Here is a 17,777-nt window from a genome sequence, read left to right on the forward strand (position 1 = left end):
GTAGTCTTTGTGAACATGAAGAGCCCTCTGCTGTCCCTGCCCGGCGCCGTCCCCGCCGAGGGCGTGGACGAAGGCGTCGCCGCCCACTACGGCGACCTGTTCCGTGAGCAGCGCGCCCTCGCCGACGGCACCGGATTCGTCGACCTCTCGCACCGCGGCGTGGTCACCGTGACCGGCGCCGACCGGCTGAGCTGGCTGCACCTGCTCCTCACCCAGCACGTCAGCGACCTGCCGGCGGGCCGGGCCACCGAGGCGCTGATCCTCTCCGCCAACGGGCACATCGAGCACGCCCTCTACCTCGTCGACGACGGCGAGACGATGTGGGCGCACGTCGAGCCCGGCACCCAGGACGCGCTCATCGCGTACCTGGAGAGCATGAAGTTCTTCTACCGCGTCGAAGTCGCCGACCGCACCGAGGACTTCGCCGTCGTGCACCTGCCCGCCGGGTCGATCGCCGCCCTGCCCGACGGCGTCGCCGTACGCGAGACCGCGCACGGCCGCGACGTCTTCCTGCCGCGCGCCGACCTGCCCGCCTTCGCCGAGACCCACGGCCCCGCCGCCGGGCTCCTCGCCCACGAGGCGCTGCGCGTCGAGCACCACCTGCCCCGGCTCGCCTTCGAGACCGACCACCGCACCATCCCGCACGAGCTGGGCTGGATCGGCACCGCCGTGCACCTCCAGAAGGGCTGCTACCGGGGGCAGGAGACCGTCGCCCGCGTGCAGAACCTGGGCAAGCCGCCGCGCCGCCTGGTCTTCCTGCACCTGGACGGCAGCGAGGTGCACCTGCCGACGCACGGCACGCCCCTCCACCTCGCCGCGGACGGCCCCGACGGCCGCAAGCTCGGGTTCATCACCACGTCCGTACGCCACCACGAGCTGGGCCCGATCGCCCTGGCCCTGGTGAAGCGGAACGTGCCCGTGGACGCGGAGCTGATGGCGGGCACCACCGCCGCGGCCCAGGAGACCGTGGTCGAGCCGTAGCCCTCGGGCTCGGGCCCTGGGCGCACCGCGAGGGGGCGGCGGCTCACATCTCCAGCAGCACCGTGAACGGCCCGTCGTTCGTCAGGCCCACGCGCATGGAGGCGCCGAAGCGTCCCGTGGCGACGGTCGCGCCAAGGGCCCGCAGCCGCGCGACGACCTCGTCGACCAGGGGCTCCGCCACGTCCCCGGGCGCGGCCGCGTTCCACGTGGGCCTGCGGCCCTTGCGCGCGTCGCCGTACAGGGTGAACTGGCTGATCACCAGGAGCGGCGCGTCGACGTCCGAGCAGGACTTCTCGTCGTGGAGCATCCGCAGCGACCACAGCTTGCGGGCCAGCTGCGCGGCCTTCTCCTCGGTGTCGTCGTGCGTGACCCCGACGAGCACGCACAGGCCCTCGCCCGTGATCTCGCCGACCGTCTCGCCGTCCACGACGACGCTCGCGCCGTCCACCCTCTGCACCACCGCTCGCATGCCGCCATCATGCCCTGCCCGTGTGCGCCGTCCGTGCGCCGGTCCGGAACCCCCCATCCGGGGCCGATTGGGGGCACTCGGTCACAGAGTGGCCACGCGGGGTGGCACCATGCTCACACGCGGTGTACCGCGCCGGCTGAGGGGACGGTAGAGCCACATGAGCACACCCAGTACGCCCAGCGCACCCAGGGCGAGGCAGGCCAGCGCCACGGGCGGGGGCTTCGGCGGGGCACCCGTGCCGCGCCCGCCCGTGCAGCGCACCGACAGCCCCGTCCTGCCCGAGGCGCCCGCCCACGACCTGGCCGCGCTGCGACTGCCGGAGCTGCGCGAGCTGCGCCGGGCCGCACAGCAGGACGAGGCCGATCTGAGCTACGTACGACGGCTGCTCCAGGGGCGCATCGACATCCTGCGCGCCGAGACCGCGCGCCGCGCGCGGACGCGCGCGGGAACGACCCAGGACGGTGTCCCCGGAGTTCCGGGCGGCGACGGGACGGCGGCCCTCGTCGTGGACCGGCTCCCGGAGATCCTCACGGACGGCCCGGCCCGCCGCCGCGCCTCGGCCCGGCACGTGACGCTCGGGACGCCGCACAGCGAGGAGTACCGGCGGCTCGCCGCCGACATGCTCGCCGAGGTCGCGCTCTCCGACCTCGCCGCCCGCACGGACGACGAGCTGCACACGGCCATGGGCCGGCTCGTGCGGTACGAGCAGCAGGTGTCCCGGCGGCGCCAGGAGATGCAGCGGACCACCGACGATTGCAGTGCGGAGATCGCCCGCAGGTACCGTGAAGGCGAAGCACAAGTAGACGACCTGCTCGCCTGACCCCTTCGGCTCCGGCGGCCCGGAGCGACCGGCGATCCCCCTGATCCCGGCCGTGTCCGCGGCCCCGGGCCCCGCCGGGCGCGGGTGGTCCGTCGCACCACCCGCACCACGGAGCCGAAGATGACCCCGACGTCCGCCGCCACCCCCGTCATACCGCCGGTCCTCGCCGAAGTCGTACGTTCCGGCTTCGTCGAGGGCCGCCATCGGGGCAGCCTCGTGCTGCTAGGGGCGGACGGCGAGGTCGAGCTGGCGCTCGGGGACGTCGCGGCGCCCGTGTTCCCGCGCTCCACGAACAAGCCGATGCAGGCCGCGGCGGTGCTGCGGGCCGGGCTCGACCTGGCGGGGGAGCGGCTCGCGCTCGCGGCCGCCAGCCACTCCGGCGAAACGTTCCACCGGGACCTGGTGCGGAAGCTGCTCGCCGAGCACGGGCTGACCGCCGCCGCGCTCCAGTGCCCGCCCGACCTGCCGCTCGACCCCGTCGAGGCCGAGACGTACCTGGCGGCGGGGGCCGTGCGGGACCGGGTCACCATGAACTGTTCCGGCAAGCACACGGCGATGCTCGCGGTGTGCGACCTGAACGGCTGGGACAAGGAGACCTACCTGGACCCCGCGCATCCGCTCCAGCGCCTCACGCACGACGTGATCGAGGAGGCGGCGGGGGAGCGGGTCGCGGCCGTCGGCACGGACGGGTGCGGGGCGCCGCTGATGGCGATCTCCCTGACGGGGCTCGCCCGCGCCTACCGGCACTTCGTCCTGGCCGCGCCCGGTACGGCCGAGCGGCGCGTGGCCGACGCGATGCGGGCGCACCCGGAGTACGTGGCCGGGACGCGGCGGCCGGACACGTGGCTCATGCGGGAGGTGCCCGGGACGCTGTCCAAGATGGGCGCCGAGGCGGTGCAGGCCGTGGCCCTCGCGGACGGGCGGGCGCTGGCCTTCAAGATCGACGACGGCGGTACGAGGGTGCTCGGGCCGGTCCTTGCGCGCGCCCTCGCCCTGGCGGGCGTCGAGGCCCCCGTCCTGGCCCGCCTGGCGGAGGCACCGCTGCACGGTGGCGGCGTACCGGTGGGCGAGATCCGGGCGGCCTTCTAGGCCTCGGCCCTGACGGGGCCTGGGCTTCCCGTGCCGGGGCTTGCCTGGGCGGGGCCTTGCCCCGGGGGTGGGGGCCTGGTGTGACGGCTGCGCGGCACCTTGCCCGGGGTGGGGCCTGGTTCAACGGTTGCGCGGCACCTCGGCGCTGTGCCCACCCGTCCCGCCCTGCGGGACGACTGCCCACAGCGAGGGGGCGGGGGCGCCCTGGGTAGGGGCCTGCCCGGCGAAGCTCTGGAGCTATGGGTGGGCGGGTGGGAGGAAGCCGCAGCGGTAGCGGCGGGGGCGGCCGCCGGGCCGCAGCGCCACGTGTCGGGGTTCTGCCCCGCAAGGCCGGGGAGAGCCGGGTGGGCGGGTGGGGAGAGACCGCCGCGGTAGCGGCGGGGCCCCGGCCAAGGCCGGGGAGCGCGGGCGGGCAGGGGCGAAGGGGCGTCAGGCCCCGTGGGGGCCGGGTTGCCGTGGGGGCGGCGGGCCCCATGTGCCGCCGTCCCCACGGCCTGGGGCACCCCCGCCCCGCTCAACGGCTGACCGAACTCCCGGCTCCCCTCCGGATGAGAGCCCGGTCAGCCCGACCTGGGAGTGGAGCCGGCAGCCAACCCTTCCACGGTTCCGACCATGTTCGCCCGAGTTGGCCACCAACTCCACTGGAGTTATCTCCGCCCTGGCGCGTCCTATAACCACCTACCGTACAACTCCCCAAAGATGGCGGGAAGTTGTACGGTTTGGTTGTGAGCACGGACCAAGCCTCCGTCAACGATCGGAAAAGGCCGGGCAGGCCGCCGCACCGCTCGCACCGGGACGTGGCGGACGAGCTGCGGTCCCGGATCAGGTCGGGCCTGCTGCGGCCGGGGCAGCGGATGCCCACCCAGGCGGAGCTCGCGTCCGAGTTCGGCGTGGAGCGCGGCGCGGTGCGCCAGGCCCTGCGCATCCTGCAGGGCGAGCAGCTGCTGGCCAATGTGTCCAAGGGCAGCCCGGCCACGGTCGCGGCCCCGGCCGCGCCGAGCCGCGACGCGGTGCGCCCGCAGCCCACGATGGTCGGGCTCGCGCCGCGCATAGCCGCCGCGTTCCAGGCGCCGCACGTGGAGATCGACGCGCTGTGTCTGACGTCCATCTCGCTGACGATGGCGATCGGCGAACCGCTCCGGCAGATCCACGCCGGACGGCTGAAACCGGCCAAGGTCGACGTCCGCGTCCTGCTGCCGAGCCGCGACATCGACCTCGCCTTCCCGGCGCCGGTCGGGGGCGGGGACTCGGGCGGCCCTGTGCACCGCCGCTGGCTCGACCAGCGCAACGCGCAGGGGCAGGTCCTGCGCCACAACCTGCTCACCCTGCGCGGCACGCACGGCATCGACGTACAAGTGGAGTTCCGGGCGCTGCCGTTCACCCCGCCGGTGAAGCTCTATCTGCTCAACGGCTCCGAGGCGCTGTTCGCGTACTACACCCTCACCAAGCGCGGTGAGGAGATCGGCCAGGAGTATCTGGAGATGTGGGACGCGCAGGGCACGCAGTCGATGCTCTTCCCCTTCCTGCAGGGGGACGGGCTGCGGGACACCACCTTCGTGGAGCAGTCCCATCTGTGGTTCAACGCCCTGTGGAACACGATCAGCAGGGACCTGAGGCTGAACCCGGGTCCCTAGCCCCGCCTACAGGGCGGGCCCGGTCACCAGCAGGGCGAGGACGAGGGCGCCCAGGGAGCTGCACGTGGTGTTCCTCGCCTTGACGCCCACGGTCAGCAGGAGCAGCCCGATGATGCCGAGGGTTCCGTACTTCCACTGCACCAGCTGCTCGGCGACGACGGCGAACACGGCTGCGAGGAGAGCTATGGCGGGCATGGTGGTTCCCCCTTCTGCCATCTCGGAAGAGTTGGCAACCAACTCATTGAAGTTGTCCCCACTTGGTAGGCATTCATAAACAACTTTGCGGCCAACTCCCCAAAGATGGTGGGTAGTTGTATCGTCTGGTCGTGACCAAGGAGAACGGTGCCGTGACCGGCAGGAGCAAGCCCTCGCCCCAGGACATCGCCGACGCCCTGCGTGACCGCATCCGCACCGGCACCCTCAAACCCGGCGACCGCCTGCCCACCCAGGCCCGGCTCGCCGAGGAGTTCGGCGTGGAACGCGGCACCGTACGCCAGGCCCTGCACGGCCTGCACCGCGACGGTCTGATCAACCACGTCACCAAGGGCAGCCCGCCCCGGGTCGCGGTCCCGGCCGAGCCGGCCGTCCCCGCCGCGCCGGAGCCGCAGCCGTCCATGGTCGGGCTCGCCCCGCGCCTGGTGGAGGCGTTCAAACAGCCGCACGTGCGCGTGGACGCGGTCTCGTTCACGGCGGAGACCCTGATGAACGCCCTCACCGAGCCGATCCGGCAGATCCACGCGGGCCTGCTGCGCCCGAGCTCCATCGACGTGCGCATCCTGCTGCCGAGCAGCGACATCGAGCTGGCCTTCCCGGTGCCGGTGCAGGCGGAGCGCGAGGGCCGGGAGCGGCTGCACCAGCGCTGGCTCGCGCAGCGCAACGCGCAGGGGCAGGTCCTGCGCCACAACCTCCTCACGCTGCGCAACGAGCCGCACGGCATCGACGTCCGCGTCGCCTTCCGGGCCCTGCCGTTCACCTCGCCGGTGAAGCTCTACGTGCTCAACGGACACGAGGCGCTCCTCGCGTACTACACGCTGGAGCGCGAGCGGGTGGAGCTGGACGTGGACGGCGGCGAGACGGTGGAGATGTGGGACGCGGGCGGCCTCAAGACGCCGCTGTTCTCCTTCACCGACGGCGCCAGCCCGCGCGACTCCGGCTTCGTGGGGGAATCTCAGAAGTGGTTCGACGCACTCTGGGAAACGATCACGTCGGACCTAACACTCTCTTAGGTGACTTCTGAAGCGACTGATCCGACCGAGGGCCTGCGGAAGCTGATCGGGCTCGCCCGTTTCGTGCTCTTCGACTTCGACGGCCCCATCTGCCGCCTGTTCGCCCGGCACTCGTCGGTCGGAGTGGCCCGCGAGCAGGTCCGCTGGCTGGAGGGGCGGGGGCTGCACGGCCTGCTCACCAACGGGGTGCGCGACGACCCCGACCCGCAGGTCGTGCTGCGCGCCGTCGACCGCCGCAGGCCCGGCAGCGACCTCGTCGTCGAGCTGGAGGAGCGGCTCACGCACGAGGAGCTGACGGCGGTCGGCTCGGCCTGGCCGACGCCGTACGCCGACGCGCTGATCCGCACCTGGTCGGCCGTCGGCGTCCGCCTCGCCATCACCACGAACAACTCGCCCCGGGCCGCCGTCCGTTACCTCGGCGGGCGCGGTCTGCTCGACTGCTTCGCGCCGCACATATACGGCCGCACCCAGGACCTGCGGCTGCTCAAACCGGACCCGCACTGCGTGCGGCGGGCCCTGAGCGCGATGGGCGCCGACCCGGCGGGCACGCTCATGATCGGCGACACCCCGTCGGACTTCCTCGCCGCCAGGGCCGCGGGGGTGCACTTCCTGGGGTACGCGCGCGACGCCCGCAAGGAGGGGCTCCTGCGCGGGGTCGGCGCCGACCGGATCGTGACCTCGCTGGAGCCGGTGCTCTCGGTGGTGCGGTCGATCGGGGCCGCCGGGTGACCAACTGTGCGGTACGGGTGGGGCAGTTGGTGTCCCGCACACACGGCCCACCGCAGGTTTGTTCGCCCTTTTCACCCCGGTATTCCCGTCCTGTTGACCTGACGCGCGGCCGTTCGCCCCGGCGCAGCGCTAAAACGTTTCAACTCTGTGGAGTTGAGGCGTCGGAGGCCGAGACTCAGGGGGTACTTTTGCTCCGCTCCTCTCATTCGTCTCCAACGGACCGGTTTTCCCGTCGGGAAGAACCGGTTTCCCAGGCTGGGAGAAACGTGCCATGCCCTCTGAGTCGACCTCCGCGGCCCGGGCCCGCGCCGCCCTGGCGAGCGGCGGCACGGCCGTGCTCGAAGGGCCGCTCCGGGGCTATCACCACGAGACGTACGTCTTCCCGCTGCCGGACGAGTCCGGGGTGACCTGGCGCTGGAAGTGCCGGGAGCCGCGCCCGGGCCTGCTGTGGTTCGACCGCCGCTGCTTCTGGTCGGAGGAGGAGCTGCTCGTCGCGCTCGCCGGGCGCGTCACGCGCGTTCCGGAGGTCATCCAGAAGGACGAGTTCCGGCTCCAGCGCTTTATCGAGGGGCGCACGCTGGGCTCCTGCGCGCGCTCGGAGGCCGAGTCCGGCGCGGAGTACGAGCCCGGCCCCGGCACGGGGCGCGGGGCCGACATCCCGGCCGCGGTGATCGACCAGATCGTCACCCTGTTCGGCGAGCTGGCGGGCGTGGGGCCCGACGACGTGGCGGCCGGGCGGCGCTGCGCCGCCGCGGACCGGCCGCGGGACGGGGACACCAACGGCTTCATCGAGCGTCTCGTCTTCTTCGCCGAGGAGCACGTCTACCTGAGGAACGAGGACCGGTTCGGCCCGCTCTTCAAGGAGTTCGGGATCGGCAGGGACTCCTTCGCCGTGCTGCGCGAGCGGGTGTCGGGGCTGACGCGCCGCCCTTTCTGTCTGCTCCACGGCGATCTGCACCGGGAGAACTTCGTCCTGGACCGCTGCGGCCAGCTCTGGACGATCGACTGGGAGCTCGCGATGGTCGGCGACCCCCTGTACGACCTGGCCACGCATCTGCACCTCATGCGGTACGCCCCGCACCAGGAGCGGCAGGTCGTGCGGCGCTGGTGCGAGGCGGTGTCGGCGGCCAGGGCCGGGAGCCGGTCCGGGTGGTGGCGGGACCTGCCGCGGCTGCTCGACTTCAAGCGGGCCCAGTCCGTCTTCACCGACGTCATCCGGGCCGCCCTGATGCTGGAGGCGGAGGAGCGGGCGGAGGGTGCCCTGGAGCGGGCGGCCGGGCGGGTGCACTCCGCGCTCGGCGCCGCCCGGCACGCCCTGGACCTCAAGTCCGTACCGTCGTACGCCGACACGATGGACGCCCTCGAACGCTGGTCCTGGGCCGAGGAGGAGCGCGGGCCGCGGTAGATCCGGGGGCCGCGGCGTCTTCCTGGGCGTCCCCCGGGGCGGGCATCATGTCGCTGGCCGCCGGTCCGGGCGGCGACCCTCCTGGGTGTGGTGGGAGACGCGCTGTGCGGCGAGGGACGTGACGTGAAGGATTCACTGCGGTCACCGGCGCGGCAGTGCGCGTCCACGGCGGCCGCGTCCGTGCTGGAGCACCGCATCGCTGCGGCCCTCGACCGGGATGCCCGGATCGACGCCGTCGCGTTCACCGGCGAGGACGTGGTGCGGGCGCTGACGGGCTGTCTGGGCGGACCCGGCCCGTCGGCGCGGCCGCACGTGACGCTGCGGGTCATCGTGCCGGACTTCACCCGGCCGGTGGCCGTGCCGGGCGCGGCCGGGGACGAGGCGGCCGCGCGGCGGGAGCTGCTGCGGCGGGTGCGCGGGCACGCCCGGGATGCCGCGGCGCTGCGGCGGTCCCTCGCGCGGGGCGAACGGGCCCGCCTCGACGAGGAGTTCCGCGCCCTGCACCTCACGCCGTTCCCCGGCTTCTGCCTGATCGGGCGGGAGCAGCTCTTCGACGGGAGCGGCTGTCTCACGTGCTGGCACGCCGACGAGGGCGCCGCCGTCCGCGAGCGGATCCGGCACCGGGGGCTGCTCTTCGACGCCCTGTGGCGGGTGGCGGGCCCGCTGCCCGGTAGCGCTCAGGCGTAGTGCGGCAGTCCCGTGGCGAGGTGGGCGAAGGCCTGCCCCGCGGCCGCGCGCGCCTGCGGCAGGAGGGCGGCCGCGCGCTCTCCCGCCGCGACCCTGCGCCAGTTCTCCAGCGCGAGCACCCGCTGCACGGCCAGGATCTGCGCCGCGGCCAGGCGGGCGTCGAGGGAGGCTTCGGCTTCGGCGGCGGGGGCGGCTTCGGCAGCGGGGGCGGCGAGGGCGCGGGCGAGGGCGCGTTCGGCCCGGTCCTGGTAGGCGTACAGGCGGCCCATCAGTGACGGGGTGCCGTAGAGCAGCCGGTGGAAGGCGAGCACGTCGGGGTGGTCGCTGAGGCCGGTCACCGGGTCGTGGCGGTCGAGCCCCGCCTGGAAGTGCTCGCGCAGCGCCGTGAGCGGGGAGCGGTCGCCGCGGGCCGCGACCACGCGGGCCGCCTCGTCCTCGTGGTCGGCGAACCGGTGCAGGACCAGGTCCTCCTTGGCCGGGAAGTACCGGAACAGCGTGGGTTTGGAGACCTCCGCCGCGGCCGCCACCTCCGCGACCGACACCTTGTCGAAGCCGCGCTCCAGGAAGAGCGCGACCGCCGTGTCGGAGATCGTCTGCTGCGTGCGCCGCTTCTTGAGCTGCCGCAGGCCGACGGGGGCCGGGGCGGTGTGCGGGGGCGTGTCCGTCGTACCGGTCATGGCTCCAGCGTAGCGCCAAGTGAGCCCCGGTAAGAAATGTAACTCGGTAATGTTTTCTTGCTACGCTCGTCGGCATGACACCACTCGACGAAGAGCTCGCACGGGAGCGCCGCTACCACGACACCTGCCGCGCCGCCCTCGCCGCGATGGTGGACGGGGCCCAGGAACAGGTCATCAGCGGCGAGAACGCCTCCGCCTCCGGCGCCGACGCCGAAGTGCTCGGCTACCAGCTGCGCAGCAAGGCCAAGGAGATGCGCGAACTCCCGCAGGGGCCGCTGTACTTCGGGCGGCTCGACTTCGACCCCGAGGCGGCGGACGCCGGCGACCACCGCGGCCAGCGCTACCACATCGGACGGCTGCGCATCACCGAGGACCCGGCCGCGCCGCCCCTGGTCGTCGACTGGCGGGCACCCGTGTCGCGCGCCTTCTACCAGGCGGGCGCCCGCGACCCGCAGGGCGTGGCCGTCCGCCGCCGCTTCGGCTGGGCACCCGGCAGCAAGGGGGAGTCCACCGACCTCACCGGCCTGGAGGACGAGCACCTGACGTCCGGCGAGGCCGCCGCGCCGAGCCGCATCGTCGCCGGGGAGATCGAGCGGCCCCGCGTCGGCCCCATGCGCGACATCGCCGCCACCATCCAGCCCGAGCAGGACGACCTCGTCCGGGCCGCGCTCACCGCCTCCGTGTGCGTCCAGGGCGCCCCCGGCACCGGCAAGACCGCCGTCGGCCTGCACCGCGCGGCCTACCTCCTCTACACCCACCCGCAGCGCGTCCGCCGCTCCGGCCTGCTGATCCTCGGCCCCAACCGCACCTTCCTGCGGTACATCGCCGAGGTCCTGCCCTCCCTCGGCGAGACCGGGGTGCGCCAGTCCACCGTCCAGGACGAGATCGCCCGGCAGCCCGTCACGGCGTACGACGACGAGCGGGCCGCGGCCGTCAAGCACGACGCCCGGATGGCGGAGGTCCTGCGCCGCGCCCTGTACGCGCGCGTGACCCCCGTCGCCGCCGACCTCGCGCTGCCCGACGGCTCGTACCGCTGGCGGGTCCCCGCCGCCGACCTGGAGCGGATCGTCGCGGACGTCCGTGCGGAGGAGCCGCCCTACGACACCGGCCGCGAGCGCGTCCGCAGCCGCGCCGTCCGCCACATCCAGGACCAGGCCGAGCGCCGCGCGGGCCCGATGAACAACACCTGGGTGCAGAAGGTCTCCCGGGCGCGGCCCGTCTCCGCCTTCGTCGACGCGGCCTGGCCGAAGGCCCGCCCCGAGGAGGTCCTGTACGAACTCCTCGGGGACGCGGCCGCGTTGGCGCGGGCCGCCGACGGCCTCCTCACGGACGCGGAGCAGCGGGCGATCGCATGGGCCAGGCCCCCGCGCTCGTACCGGTCCGCGCGGTGGTCGGCCGCCGACCTCGTCCTCCTCGACGAACTCGCGGGCCTCGTGGAACGGCCCGAGGGCTACGGCCACATCGTGGTCGACGAGGCGCAGGACCTCTCGCCGATGGAGTGCCGCGCCATCGCGCGCCGCGTCGGCTTCGGCTCCGTCACCGTCCTCGGCGACCTCGCACAGGGCACCACGCCGTGGGCCGCCCGCACCTGGCCCGAACTCCTCGCCCACCTCGGCAAGCCCGACACCCGGGTCACGCCGCTCACCACCGGCTTCCGCGTCCCGCGGGCCATCGTCACGCTCGCCAACGAGTTGCTCGCCGGGCTCGACGTCGACGTGCCGCCCGCGCGCTCCCTGCGCCGCGACGGCGACCTCGCGGTCCGGCGGGTCCCGGACGTGCTGGCCGGCGCCGTCACGGCGGTCCGTGGCGCGCTCGCCCGCGAGGGCTCCATCGGCGTCATCGCGGCCGACGCCGCCACGGACGCGCTGCGCGCCGCGCTCGCCGGGGCGGGCATCGAGGCGGCGGGCCCGGACGAGCTGGGCGCGCGCGTCACGGTCGTGCCCGCGTCGGTGGCCAAGGGCCTGGAGTACGACCACGTGGTGGCGGTCGAACCGGCCGCGATCGCGGAGGCGGAGGAGCGCGGACGGCACCGGCTGTACGTGGTCCTGACCCGGGCGGTGTCGAGTCTTGAGGTGGTGCACAGCAGGGAGCTGCCGTGGCGGGCGGCCTAGGAGGCCGGGGTGTCCCTTCCTTGTTCGGCACTGGATAGATGGTTCTATTTATTCCAGGACAAGAAGTCGCCCTGCCCGCCTTCGGCCCCGCGATGGAGGACGTACCGTCATGAACCCCCGCGCCGACACCCTGACCACGGCCCCCGGCGGGCGGCACGCGCTGCGCATGGAGCGGTGCGTCAGCCACCCGCCCGAGCGGGTCTGGGCCGCCCTCACCCGGCCCGAACTCCTGAAGCACTGGTTCCCGTCCGAGGCGGGGGCGGGCGAGCCGACCGAGGTCGAAGCACCCCGCCTGTACGCGTTCACCTGGGGCGACGACGAGCTGCGCTGGGAGATCGCGCCGGACCCGGAGACCGGGGGCTCGCTGCTCACGCTCGTGCACACCTTCGCCGACCGGTTCGGCGCCCCGAGCTTCGGCGCCGGGTGGCACCTGTGCGTCAGCGCGCTCGGCGAACTCCTGGACGGCGTCGCCGAACCGGTCCGGGCCCGCGACACGGGCGAGCTGCACGAGGCGTACCTGGAACAGTTCGACCTCGGCGGCGGCGAGATCACCGCCGACGGCACCGTCCGCTTCGAACGCCAGCTGGTGCGGCCCGCCGACGCCGTCTGGGCCGCTCTCACCGAGGGCGACGAGGTCCTCAAGGGCTCCGAGGCACCGGAGGGGCTCGTCGCCGACGGCGTCCTGGCCGGTGCGGTCACGGAGGTACGGGTGCCGGAGGTGGCGGCGTACGAGGTGGCCGGGGGCGGCGAGGTGAGCATCCGCCTCGCCCCGGGCACGGAGTACGGAGCCCGGCTCCTCCTGACGCACCGCGGATCCGGGGACCCGACGGCAGCACGTGCGGCGTGGCACGCACGGGTGGAGAGGCTGGCGGGCCGCCTGCTGGAATTCAGCCCGTCCGGCGTTTGAGGACGAGCGCGCCAGCGCGATGAGGGGCGGGTGGACGGGGGACTCAGCCGTGCGGGTTGGCCCCCCGGCCCTCCGTGCTGAGGAGCACCACCGTCGTCGTCGGCGTCACCGCCAGGGCCGCCCTGCGGTCGGCGTCCGTCAGGGCTGCCCGGGCGGCCGCGAGGGGAGCGGCGCCGCACGGGCCGGAGGGGACACCGAGCGCGGTCAGGTCGCGCAGGGCCGTCGCGGCCGCCGTGTCCGGTACGGCGGTGGCCGCGTCGAGGCCGTCGCGCAGGTACGGCCAGGCGAGGCTGGAGAGGGTGCCGCAGTTCAGGCCCGCCATGGCCGTCGTGCGGGTGGGCACGGTGACGGGCTCGCCGTGCGTGAGGCTCGCGAGGGCGGGTGCGGCCGCGGTCGGCTCGGCGGCGAGCAGCGCGGGGCCGGTTCCGGGGCCAGTTCCTGGGGCGGTTCCGGGGGTGGGGCGGCCGCGGTAGTGCGTGACGGCGGCCTGCGCCAGCGAGCCCACGCCGACGGGCACCACGACCAGGCCGGGCGCCCCGGCCCCAGCTGCCGCGAGCTGCTCGTCGACCTCCGCGAACAGCGTGGCGTACCCCTCGACGATCAGCGCGGGCACCTCCTCGTAGCCGGGCCAGGCGGTGTCCTGGACGAGCACCGCGTGCGCGGCGGCGCCCGCCGCGGCCGCGGCCTCGCGGACCGCCCGGTCGTAGTCCCCGGCGACCCGCGTGACCCGCGCCCCCTCCCGTTCGATCGCGGCGGCCGCCCCGGGGTGCACCCCCTGCGACACGAAGACGTGGGCGCCGTGGCCGAGCCGCCGTGCCTCGCGGGCCACCGCGCGGCCGTGGTTGCCGTCGGTCGCGGTCACGAACTCCACGCGCTGCCCGGCCGGACGGTCCGCGAGCAGCCGGTGCACGGCCCACGACGTGCCGAGCACCTTGAACGCGGGCAGCCCGAGCCGCGCCGACTCGTCCTTGACGAAGACCCGCCCCACGCCCAGCTCGGCGGCCAGGGAGGGGAGTTCCGTCAGGGGCGTGGGCGCGTACCCGGGCAGTGACGCGTGGAAGTCCCGGACGTCGGCCGGGGCGGGCGCGCAGGTCCAGGCGCGGGCGGCGGGGTGGGCGAACCACGGCGTCGTACGGGCGGAAGCGGAGGTCTCGGTCATGTGCCCCACCTTGCGTTCCGGCTGATCTTTCGGTCCAGCGGATCTTTCCGACCTATATTCATCAGGAAGGCCGAACGTTCGGCAGGGACCGGTCGAAGGGGGCCGCGTGTACGACCTCCGCCGGTTGCGGCTGCTGCGCGAGCTGAAGCACCGCGGCACGCTCGCCGCCGTCGCCGCCGCGCTCTCGTACAGCCCCTCCACCGTCTCGCAGCAACTCGCCCAGCTGGAGGCGGAGGCGGGCGTCCCGCTCCTCGAGCCGGTCGGGCGGCGGGTGCGGCTCACCGCGCAGGCCGAGATCCTCGTCGCTCACACGGAGGCGCTGCTGGAGCGCATGGAGCGCGCCGAGGCGGACATCGCCGCCTCGCTCACCGAACTCACCGGCACGCTGCGCGTCGCCGCCTTCCAGACCGCGGCCCTGGCGCTCGTCCCCGCCGCCCTCACCTCGCTGCGCGCGGCCCACCCCCGGCTGCGCGTGCACGTCACCCAGATGGAGCCGGAGGCGGCCCTTCCGGCGCTCCTCGCGCGGGACTTCGACCTGGTCGTCGCGGAGGAGTACCCGGGCGGCGCGGGCCCGCGCTCCGACGTGCTGGAGCGGCAGGAGCTGTGCCGGGACCCGCTGCGGCTCGCCGTGCCGGGGCCGTCCCGCGACCTGGGCCCGCGGTCCCTGTCCGGGCACCCCTGGGTCATGGAGCCGGAGGGCACGGCCGCGCGGCGCTGGGCGACGACGGTGTGCCGCGAGGCCGGGTTCGAGCCCGACGTGCGGTACGAGTCCGCCGACCTGCTGGTCCATCTGCGCCTCGCCGAGCGGGGCCACGCCGCCGCGTTCCTGCCGGACCTGGTGTGGGGCGCGGGCCCCTTCTCGGCGGAGCCCGCCGCGCCGACGGTCGCGCTGCGGGACCTGCCGCCCGGCCTGGGCGCGCGCCGGATCTTCACCGTCGTACGCCGCGGTGGTGGCGGCCGTCCGGCGGTGACGGCCGCCCGGCAGGCGCTGCGCGCGGCGGCTCAGACGTCGGGGCCGAGGGCGTCGGAGTCGAGGGCGTCGGGGCCGAGGGCGTCGGAGTCGAGGGCGTCGAGCGCCGCGAGCACGTCGGCGGGCTCGGCCCGCAGCGCGTAGTCGGTCGCCACGAACGCCCAGCGGACGACGCCCGCGGAGTCGATGACGTACGTGGCGGGCAGGGGCAGGGTGCGGCCGTGCCCGCCGTTGACGCGCTGGAGCTCGAAGCCGAGGCCGTCGTAGAGCGCGCCCAGCTCCTCGCCCAGGTCGAAGGCGATGCCGTAGCTCTTCGCGACGTCCGAGCCGAGGTCGCTGAGCACGTCGAAGGCGAGGCCCTGCTTCTCCGTCAGGGTCAGCGACTCGTCGGGGATCTGCGGCGAGACGGCGACGAGCCGGGCCCCGCGGGCGGTGACCGCGTCGTGGTGCTCCTGGAGCGCGCGCAGCGCCAGGTTGCAGAACGGACACCAGGCGCCCCGGTAGAAGGTGAGCACGACCGGCCCCTCGGCGAGCAGGGCGGCCAGCGAAACCTCCGTGCCCGTCGCCGACTTGAGGGTGAAGAGCGGGGCCCGTGCCCCGACGCCGACCGCCCGGTCCGTGATGCCGGACCCGGCGAGCGCCTCGGCGTTGCGGTCCATGGTCGCCATGGTGTCGGCGGACAGCTTGAGGTGGCGGTTGTCGTGGAGGAAGCGGAGCTCGTCGCGCAGGCTCATGCGGGGCCGTCCTTCTCGTGGGTGCCGCGTGGTCGTCGATGCCGCGTGCTCGCCGTCCCGGCGGCGCGGGCGGATGGCCGCCGCACTTATCTTGGAACGACCGTTTCAGGATGGTGGTGGCCCCGTACGGGCGTCAAGGGCTAACTTGGAACGGCCAGTTCAGGAAGCGGCAGGGGAGGGGGCGCGGTGCCCGACGTCAAGCACTTCGACCCCGACGCGGCCCTGGAGCGGGTCGAGCGCCTCTTCTGGCGGCTCGGCGCCGCCGCCGTCTCCATCCAGACCGTCACCGCCGAGACGGGGCTCAACCGCTCCAGCCTGTACGCCACCTTCGGCGGCAAGCGCCAGCTCTACCTGGCGGCGCTGCGCCGTTACGTGCGCGAGCGCGCGCGCCCGGCGTGCGAGCGCCTCGCGGGCGACGGGCGTGGCCTGCCCGCGATCCAGGAGGCCTTCGACGGCCTGATCGAGCAGCGCTGCCGCGGCGAGTACGCGGGCTGGGGCTGCATGCTCGTCAACGCCTACGCGGGCGGCGAGGCCGAGGACCCCGACGTCCGCGCCGTCCTGGACGATCACCACCGGCGGCTGCGGGACGCGATGGCCGCCGCCCTGGCCGCGGCCATCGCCGAGGGCGGGCTCGCGCCGGGCGTCGACCTCGATGCCACCGCTGAGACGCTGGTCCTGCTCGCGTACGGCGTGAACCTGCGCTCGCGCGCCGGTGCCGGTACGGAGGCGCTGCGGCGCACGGTGGCGACGACGCTGGCGGGGCTGCGGGCCCCGGCGGTCCGGGGCGACTGACGGTCCGCCGTCCCCTGGCCGCCTGCCACGCCTGACGCCTTCCCCGGGCGGCACCCGACGCCACCCTGGGCGGCTACTGGCGTACCCCCGAGCGGCACCCGGGGTGCCGTGACCGGCGCCTCCGTGGCGCACCGGCGGTGCCAAGTGCCCCTGCCACCCCTCCCGCGCTGCCCTTAAGGGCAGCGTCCCCTGCCTGGCTGGCGCCCGTGGCACACCCCGCCCCAGCACGCTCCCGTGCGAATAACCCCAGTTCAGAAGGTGTATGGCGGGAAGGGGGAACGCGCCGTGCGCCCCCCTTCACGCCCCGTGGCACCACCCTTGCGCCAAGTGGGCTTGCGTTGGCGCCATCGTGATGCCATGCTGGCGTCATGAAGTTCAGGGCTCCGGGGCCCCGCCCCGGCGGCCCGCAGGAGTGACGCACCGCAAGGACAGCTCAAGACCTCCGCCCGCCCGCCGGCGGCGCGGGACCCCACGATCGGAACAGGACGGCCATGCCTACCTTCGACACCCCCGAACCGCTCTCCGCCCTCGTCGAGTTCGACATGGGCACCGCCCGCTTCACCGCCACCAAGCGCCTCGACACCGTCGTCACGGTGGCGCCCACCGATGACACCGAGAGCGCCGACGTGAAGGCCGCCCAGCAGGTCGAGGTCTCGTGCGTCGACGGCCGCCTGGTCGTCAAGGGCCCCAAGCAGCGGTCCGTGTTCGGCAAGAGCGGCTCGGTGGAGGTCACCGTGGAGCTGCCGTCCCACTCGGACGTCCGGGGCGTGACCGCCGCCGGCTCCTTCTGGACCGAGGGCCGCCTCGGCGACTGCCGCTTCGAGTCGTCCGCCGGTGACATCTCCGTCGCGGAGACCGGCGCCGCCTTCCTCAAGACCGGCTTCGGCGCGGTCCGCCTCCAGCGAGCCACCGGCGACGTCGAGGTCGAGGCGGCGGGCCAGGTCGACCTCGGCGACATCACCGGCACCGCCACTGTCAGGAACCACAAGAACGACACCAGCATCGGCGAGATCACCGGCGACCTGCGCGCCACCACCGCCAACGGCAACATCTACGTAGGCGTGGCGCACGCCGCCGTCGACGCGAAGGCCGACAACGGCAGCATCAAGCTCGCCGACGTCGCCCGCGGCCGCGTCACCATGGAGGCCGCCATCGGCGACCTGGAGGTCGGCATCCGCGACTCCAGCGTCGCCTGGCTGGAGGCCAACTCCCAGTTCGGCGCGGTGCGCAACGCGCTCGGCTCCGCCGCGGGCCCCGCCCCGGGCGCCGAGACCGTCGAGATCTCCGCCCGCACCGGCTACGGCGACATCGTGGTCCGCTCCGCCTCCGCCTGACGCGCCCCCCGCCCGGGGCGCCCGAAGCACCGGCTCGCACCAGCCACGGAAGA

The 17,777-nt window shown here is 74.3% G+C and carries 18 protein-coding genes; 13 read left to right on the forward strand and 5 right to left on the reverse strand.

Annotated features, from left to right (window positions below; all coding sequences use genetic code 11):
- Window positions 1-15 precede the first annotated feature (15 nt).
- The gene (ygfZ, locus tag AC5WAM_RS22185) at window positions 16-981 is read left to right on the forward strand and encodes a CAF17-like 4Fe-4S cluster assembly/insertion protein YgfZ (protein ID WP_366791181.1); all 966 of its coding nucleotides are present in this window, start codon (window positions 16-18) and stop codon (window positions 979-981) included.
- Between the two features lie 43 nt (window positions 982-1,024).
- Here ygfZ and dtd read toward each other — a convergent pair whose 3' ends face one another.
- Entirely contained in the window at window positions 1,025-1,450 is a 426-nt protein-coding gene (gene dtd, locus AC5WAM_RS22190; RefSeq protein ID WP_366791182.1) for a D-aminoacyl-tRNA deacylase, read from the reverse strand.
- A gap of 157 nt (window positions 1,451-1,607) precedes the next feature.
- On the opposite strand from dtd, the gene AC5WAM_RS22195 reads away from it, so the two are divergent.
- The 3 genes from AC5WAM_RS22195 (at window position 1,608) to AC5WAM_RS22205 (ending at window position 4,993) form a co-directional block, all read left to right on the forward strand.
- Window positions 1,608-2,270, forward strand: a complete 663-nt coding sequence (locus tag AC5WAM_RS22195; RefSeq protein ID WP_495518571.1) for an RsiG family protein — start codon at window positions 1,608-1,610, stop codon at window positions 2,268-2,270.
- Window positions 2,271-2,390: 120 nt separating this feature from the next.
- The gene (locus AC5WAM_RS22200; protein ID WP_495518572.1) at window positions 2,391-3,359 is read left to right on the forward strand and encodes an asparaginase; all 969 of its coding nucleotides are present in this window, start codon (window positions 2,391-2,393) and stop codon (window positions 3,357-3,359) included.
- A gap of 719 nt (window positions 3,360-4,078) precedes the next feature.
- Entirely contained in the window at window positions 4,079-4,993 is a 915-nt protein-coding gene (locus AC5WAM_RS22205) for a winged helix-turn-helix domain-containing protein (RefSeq protein ID WP_366791186.1), read from the forward strand.
- A 6-nt stretch (window positions 4,994-4,999) separates the two neighbouring features.
- Here AC5WAM_RS22205 and AC5WAM_RS22210 read toward each other — a convergent pair whose 3' ends face one another.
- Window positions 5,000-5,188: a hypothetical protein gene (locus AC5WAM_RS22210; RefSeq protein WP_366791187.1), complete on the reverse strand. Its 189-nt coding sequence runs from the start codon at window positions 5,186-5,188 to the stop codon at window positions 5,000-5,002.
- Window positions 5,189-5,313: 125 nt separating this feature from the next.
- Here AC5WAM_RS22210 and AC5WAM_RS22215 point away from each other — a divergent pair, with 125 nt between their 5' ends.
- From AC5WAM_RS22215 to AC5WAM_RS22230, 4 genes are all read left to right on the forward strand, one after another.
- Window positions 5,314-6,219 (forward strand): winged helix-turn-helix domain-containing protein, encoded by a 906-nt coding sequence (locus AC5WAM_RS22215; RefSeq protein WP_366791314.1) that lies wholly within the window; start codon window positions 5,314-5,316, stop codon window positions 6,217-6,219.
- Window positions 6,220-6,948, forward strand: coding sequence for an HAD family hydrolase (locus AC5WAM_RS22220; RefSeq protein ID WP_366791188.1), 729 nt, complete (start codon window positions 6,220-6,222; stop codon window positions 6,946-6,948).
- Window positions 6,949-7,219: 271 nt separating this feature from the next.
- Window positions 7,220-8,353 (forward strand): phosphotransferase, encoded by a 1,134-nt coding sequence (locus AC5WAM_RS22225; protein ID WP_366791189.1) that lies wholly within the window; start codon window positions 7,220-7,222, stop codon window positions 8,351-8,353.
- 123 nt (window positions 8,354-8,476) lie between these two features.
- Complete coding sequence (locus tag AC5WAM_RS22230; protein WP_495518573.1) at window positions 8,477-9,040, forward strand: hypothetical protein; 564 nt, start codon at window positions 8,477-8,479, stop codon at window positions 9,038-9,040.
- Here the strand turns inward: AC5WAM_RS22230 and AC5WAM_RS22235 are convergent.
- Window positions 9,031-9,717: a TetR/AcrR family transcriptional regulator gene (locus AC5WAM_RS22235; RefSeq protein WP_495518574.1), complete on the reverse strand. Its 687-nt coding sequence runs from the start codon at window positions 9,715-9,717 to the stop codon at window positions 9,031-9,033. The genes AC5WAM_RS22230 and AC5WAM_RS22235 overlap by 10 nt on opposite strands.
- 74 nt (window positions 9,718-9,791) lie before the next feature.
- Between AC5WAM_RS22235 and AC5WAM_RS22240 the strand changes: the two genes are divergently transcribed.
- Window positions 9,792-11,828, forward strand: a complete 2,037-nt coding sequence (locus tag AC5WAM_RS22240; RefSeq protein ID WP_366791192.1) for a HelD family protein — start codon at window positions 9,792-9,794, stop codon at window positions 11,826-11,828.
- 109 nt (window positions 11,829-11,937) lie between these two features.
- Window positions 11,938-12,735: an SRPBCC family protein gene (locus AC5WAM_RS22245; protein WP_495518575.1), complete on the forward strand. Its 798-nt coding sequence runs from the start codon at window positions 11,938-11,940 to the stop codon at window positions 12,733-12,735.
- A 43-nt stretch (window positions 12,736-12,778) separates the two neighbouring features.
- Here AC5WAM_RS22245 and AC5WAM_RS22250 read toward each other — a convergent pair whose 3' ends face one another.
- On the reverse strand, window positions 12,779-13,894 hold the full coding sequence (locus AC5WAM_RS22250) for a pyridoxal-phosphate dependent enzyme (protein WP_495518576.1): 1,116 nt from the start codon (window positions 13,892-13,894) through the stop codon (window positions 12,779-12,781).
- 106 nt (window positions 13,895-14,000) lie between these two features.
- Here AC5WAM_RS22250 and AC5WAM_RS22255 point away from each other — a divergent pair, with 106 nt between their 5' ends.
- Window positions 14,001-15,008: a LysR family transcriptional regulator gene (locus tag AC5WAM_RS22255; RefSeq protein ID WP_495518577.1), complete on the forward strand. Its 1,008-nt coding sequence runs from the start codon at window positions 14,001-14,003 to the stop codon at window positions 15,006-15,008.
- Here AC5WAM_RS22255 and AC5WAM_RS22260 read toward each other — a convergent pair.
- A complete protein-coding gene (locus tag AC5WAM_RS22260; protein ID WP_495518578.1) occupies window positions 14,897-15,598 on the reverse strand; it encodes a peroxiredoxin-like family protein in 702 nt (233 codons plus the stop codon). The two genes, AC5WAM_RS22255 and AC5WAM_RS22260, sit on opposite strands and share 112 nt — an antisense overlap.
- 186 nt (window positions 15,599-15,784) lie before the next feature.
- Here AC5WAM_RS22260 and AC5WAM_RS22265 point away from each other — a divergent pair, with 186 nt between their 5' ends.
- Both AC5WAM_RS22265 and AC5WAM_RS22270 read left to right on the forward strand, forming a co-directional pair.
- The gene (locus AC5WAM_RS22265) at window positions 15,785-16,390 is read left to right on the forward strand and encodes a TetR/AcrR family transcriptional regulator (RefSeq protein ID WP_495518579.1); all 606 of its coding nucleotides are present in this window, start codon (window positions 15,785-15,787) and stop codon (window positions 16,388-16,390) included.
- Between the two features lie 491 nt (window positions 16,391-16,881).
- A complete protein-coding gene (locus AC5WAM_RS22270; protein WP_366791198.1) occupies window positions 16,882-17,724 on the forward strand; it encodes a DUF4097 family beta strand repeat-containing protein in 843 nt (280 codons plus the stop codon).
- The last annotated feature ends 53 nt before the right edge of the window (window positions 17,725-17,777 follow it).

Source organism: Streptomyces sp. JLYT201, assembly GCF_059448825.1.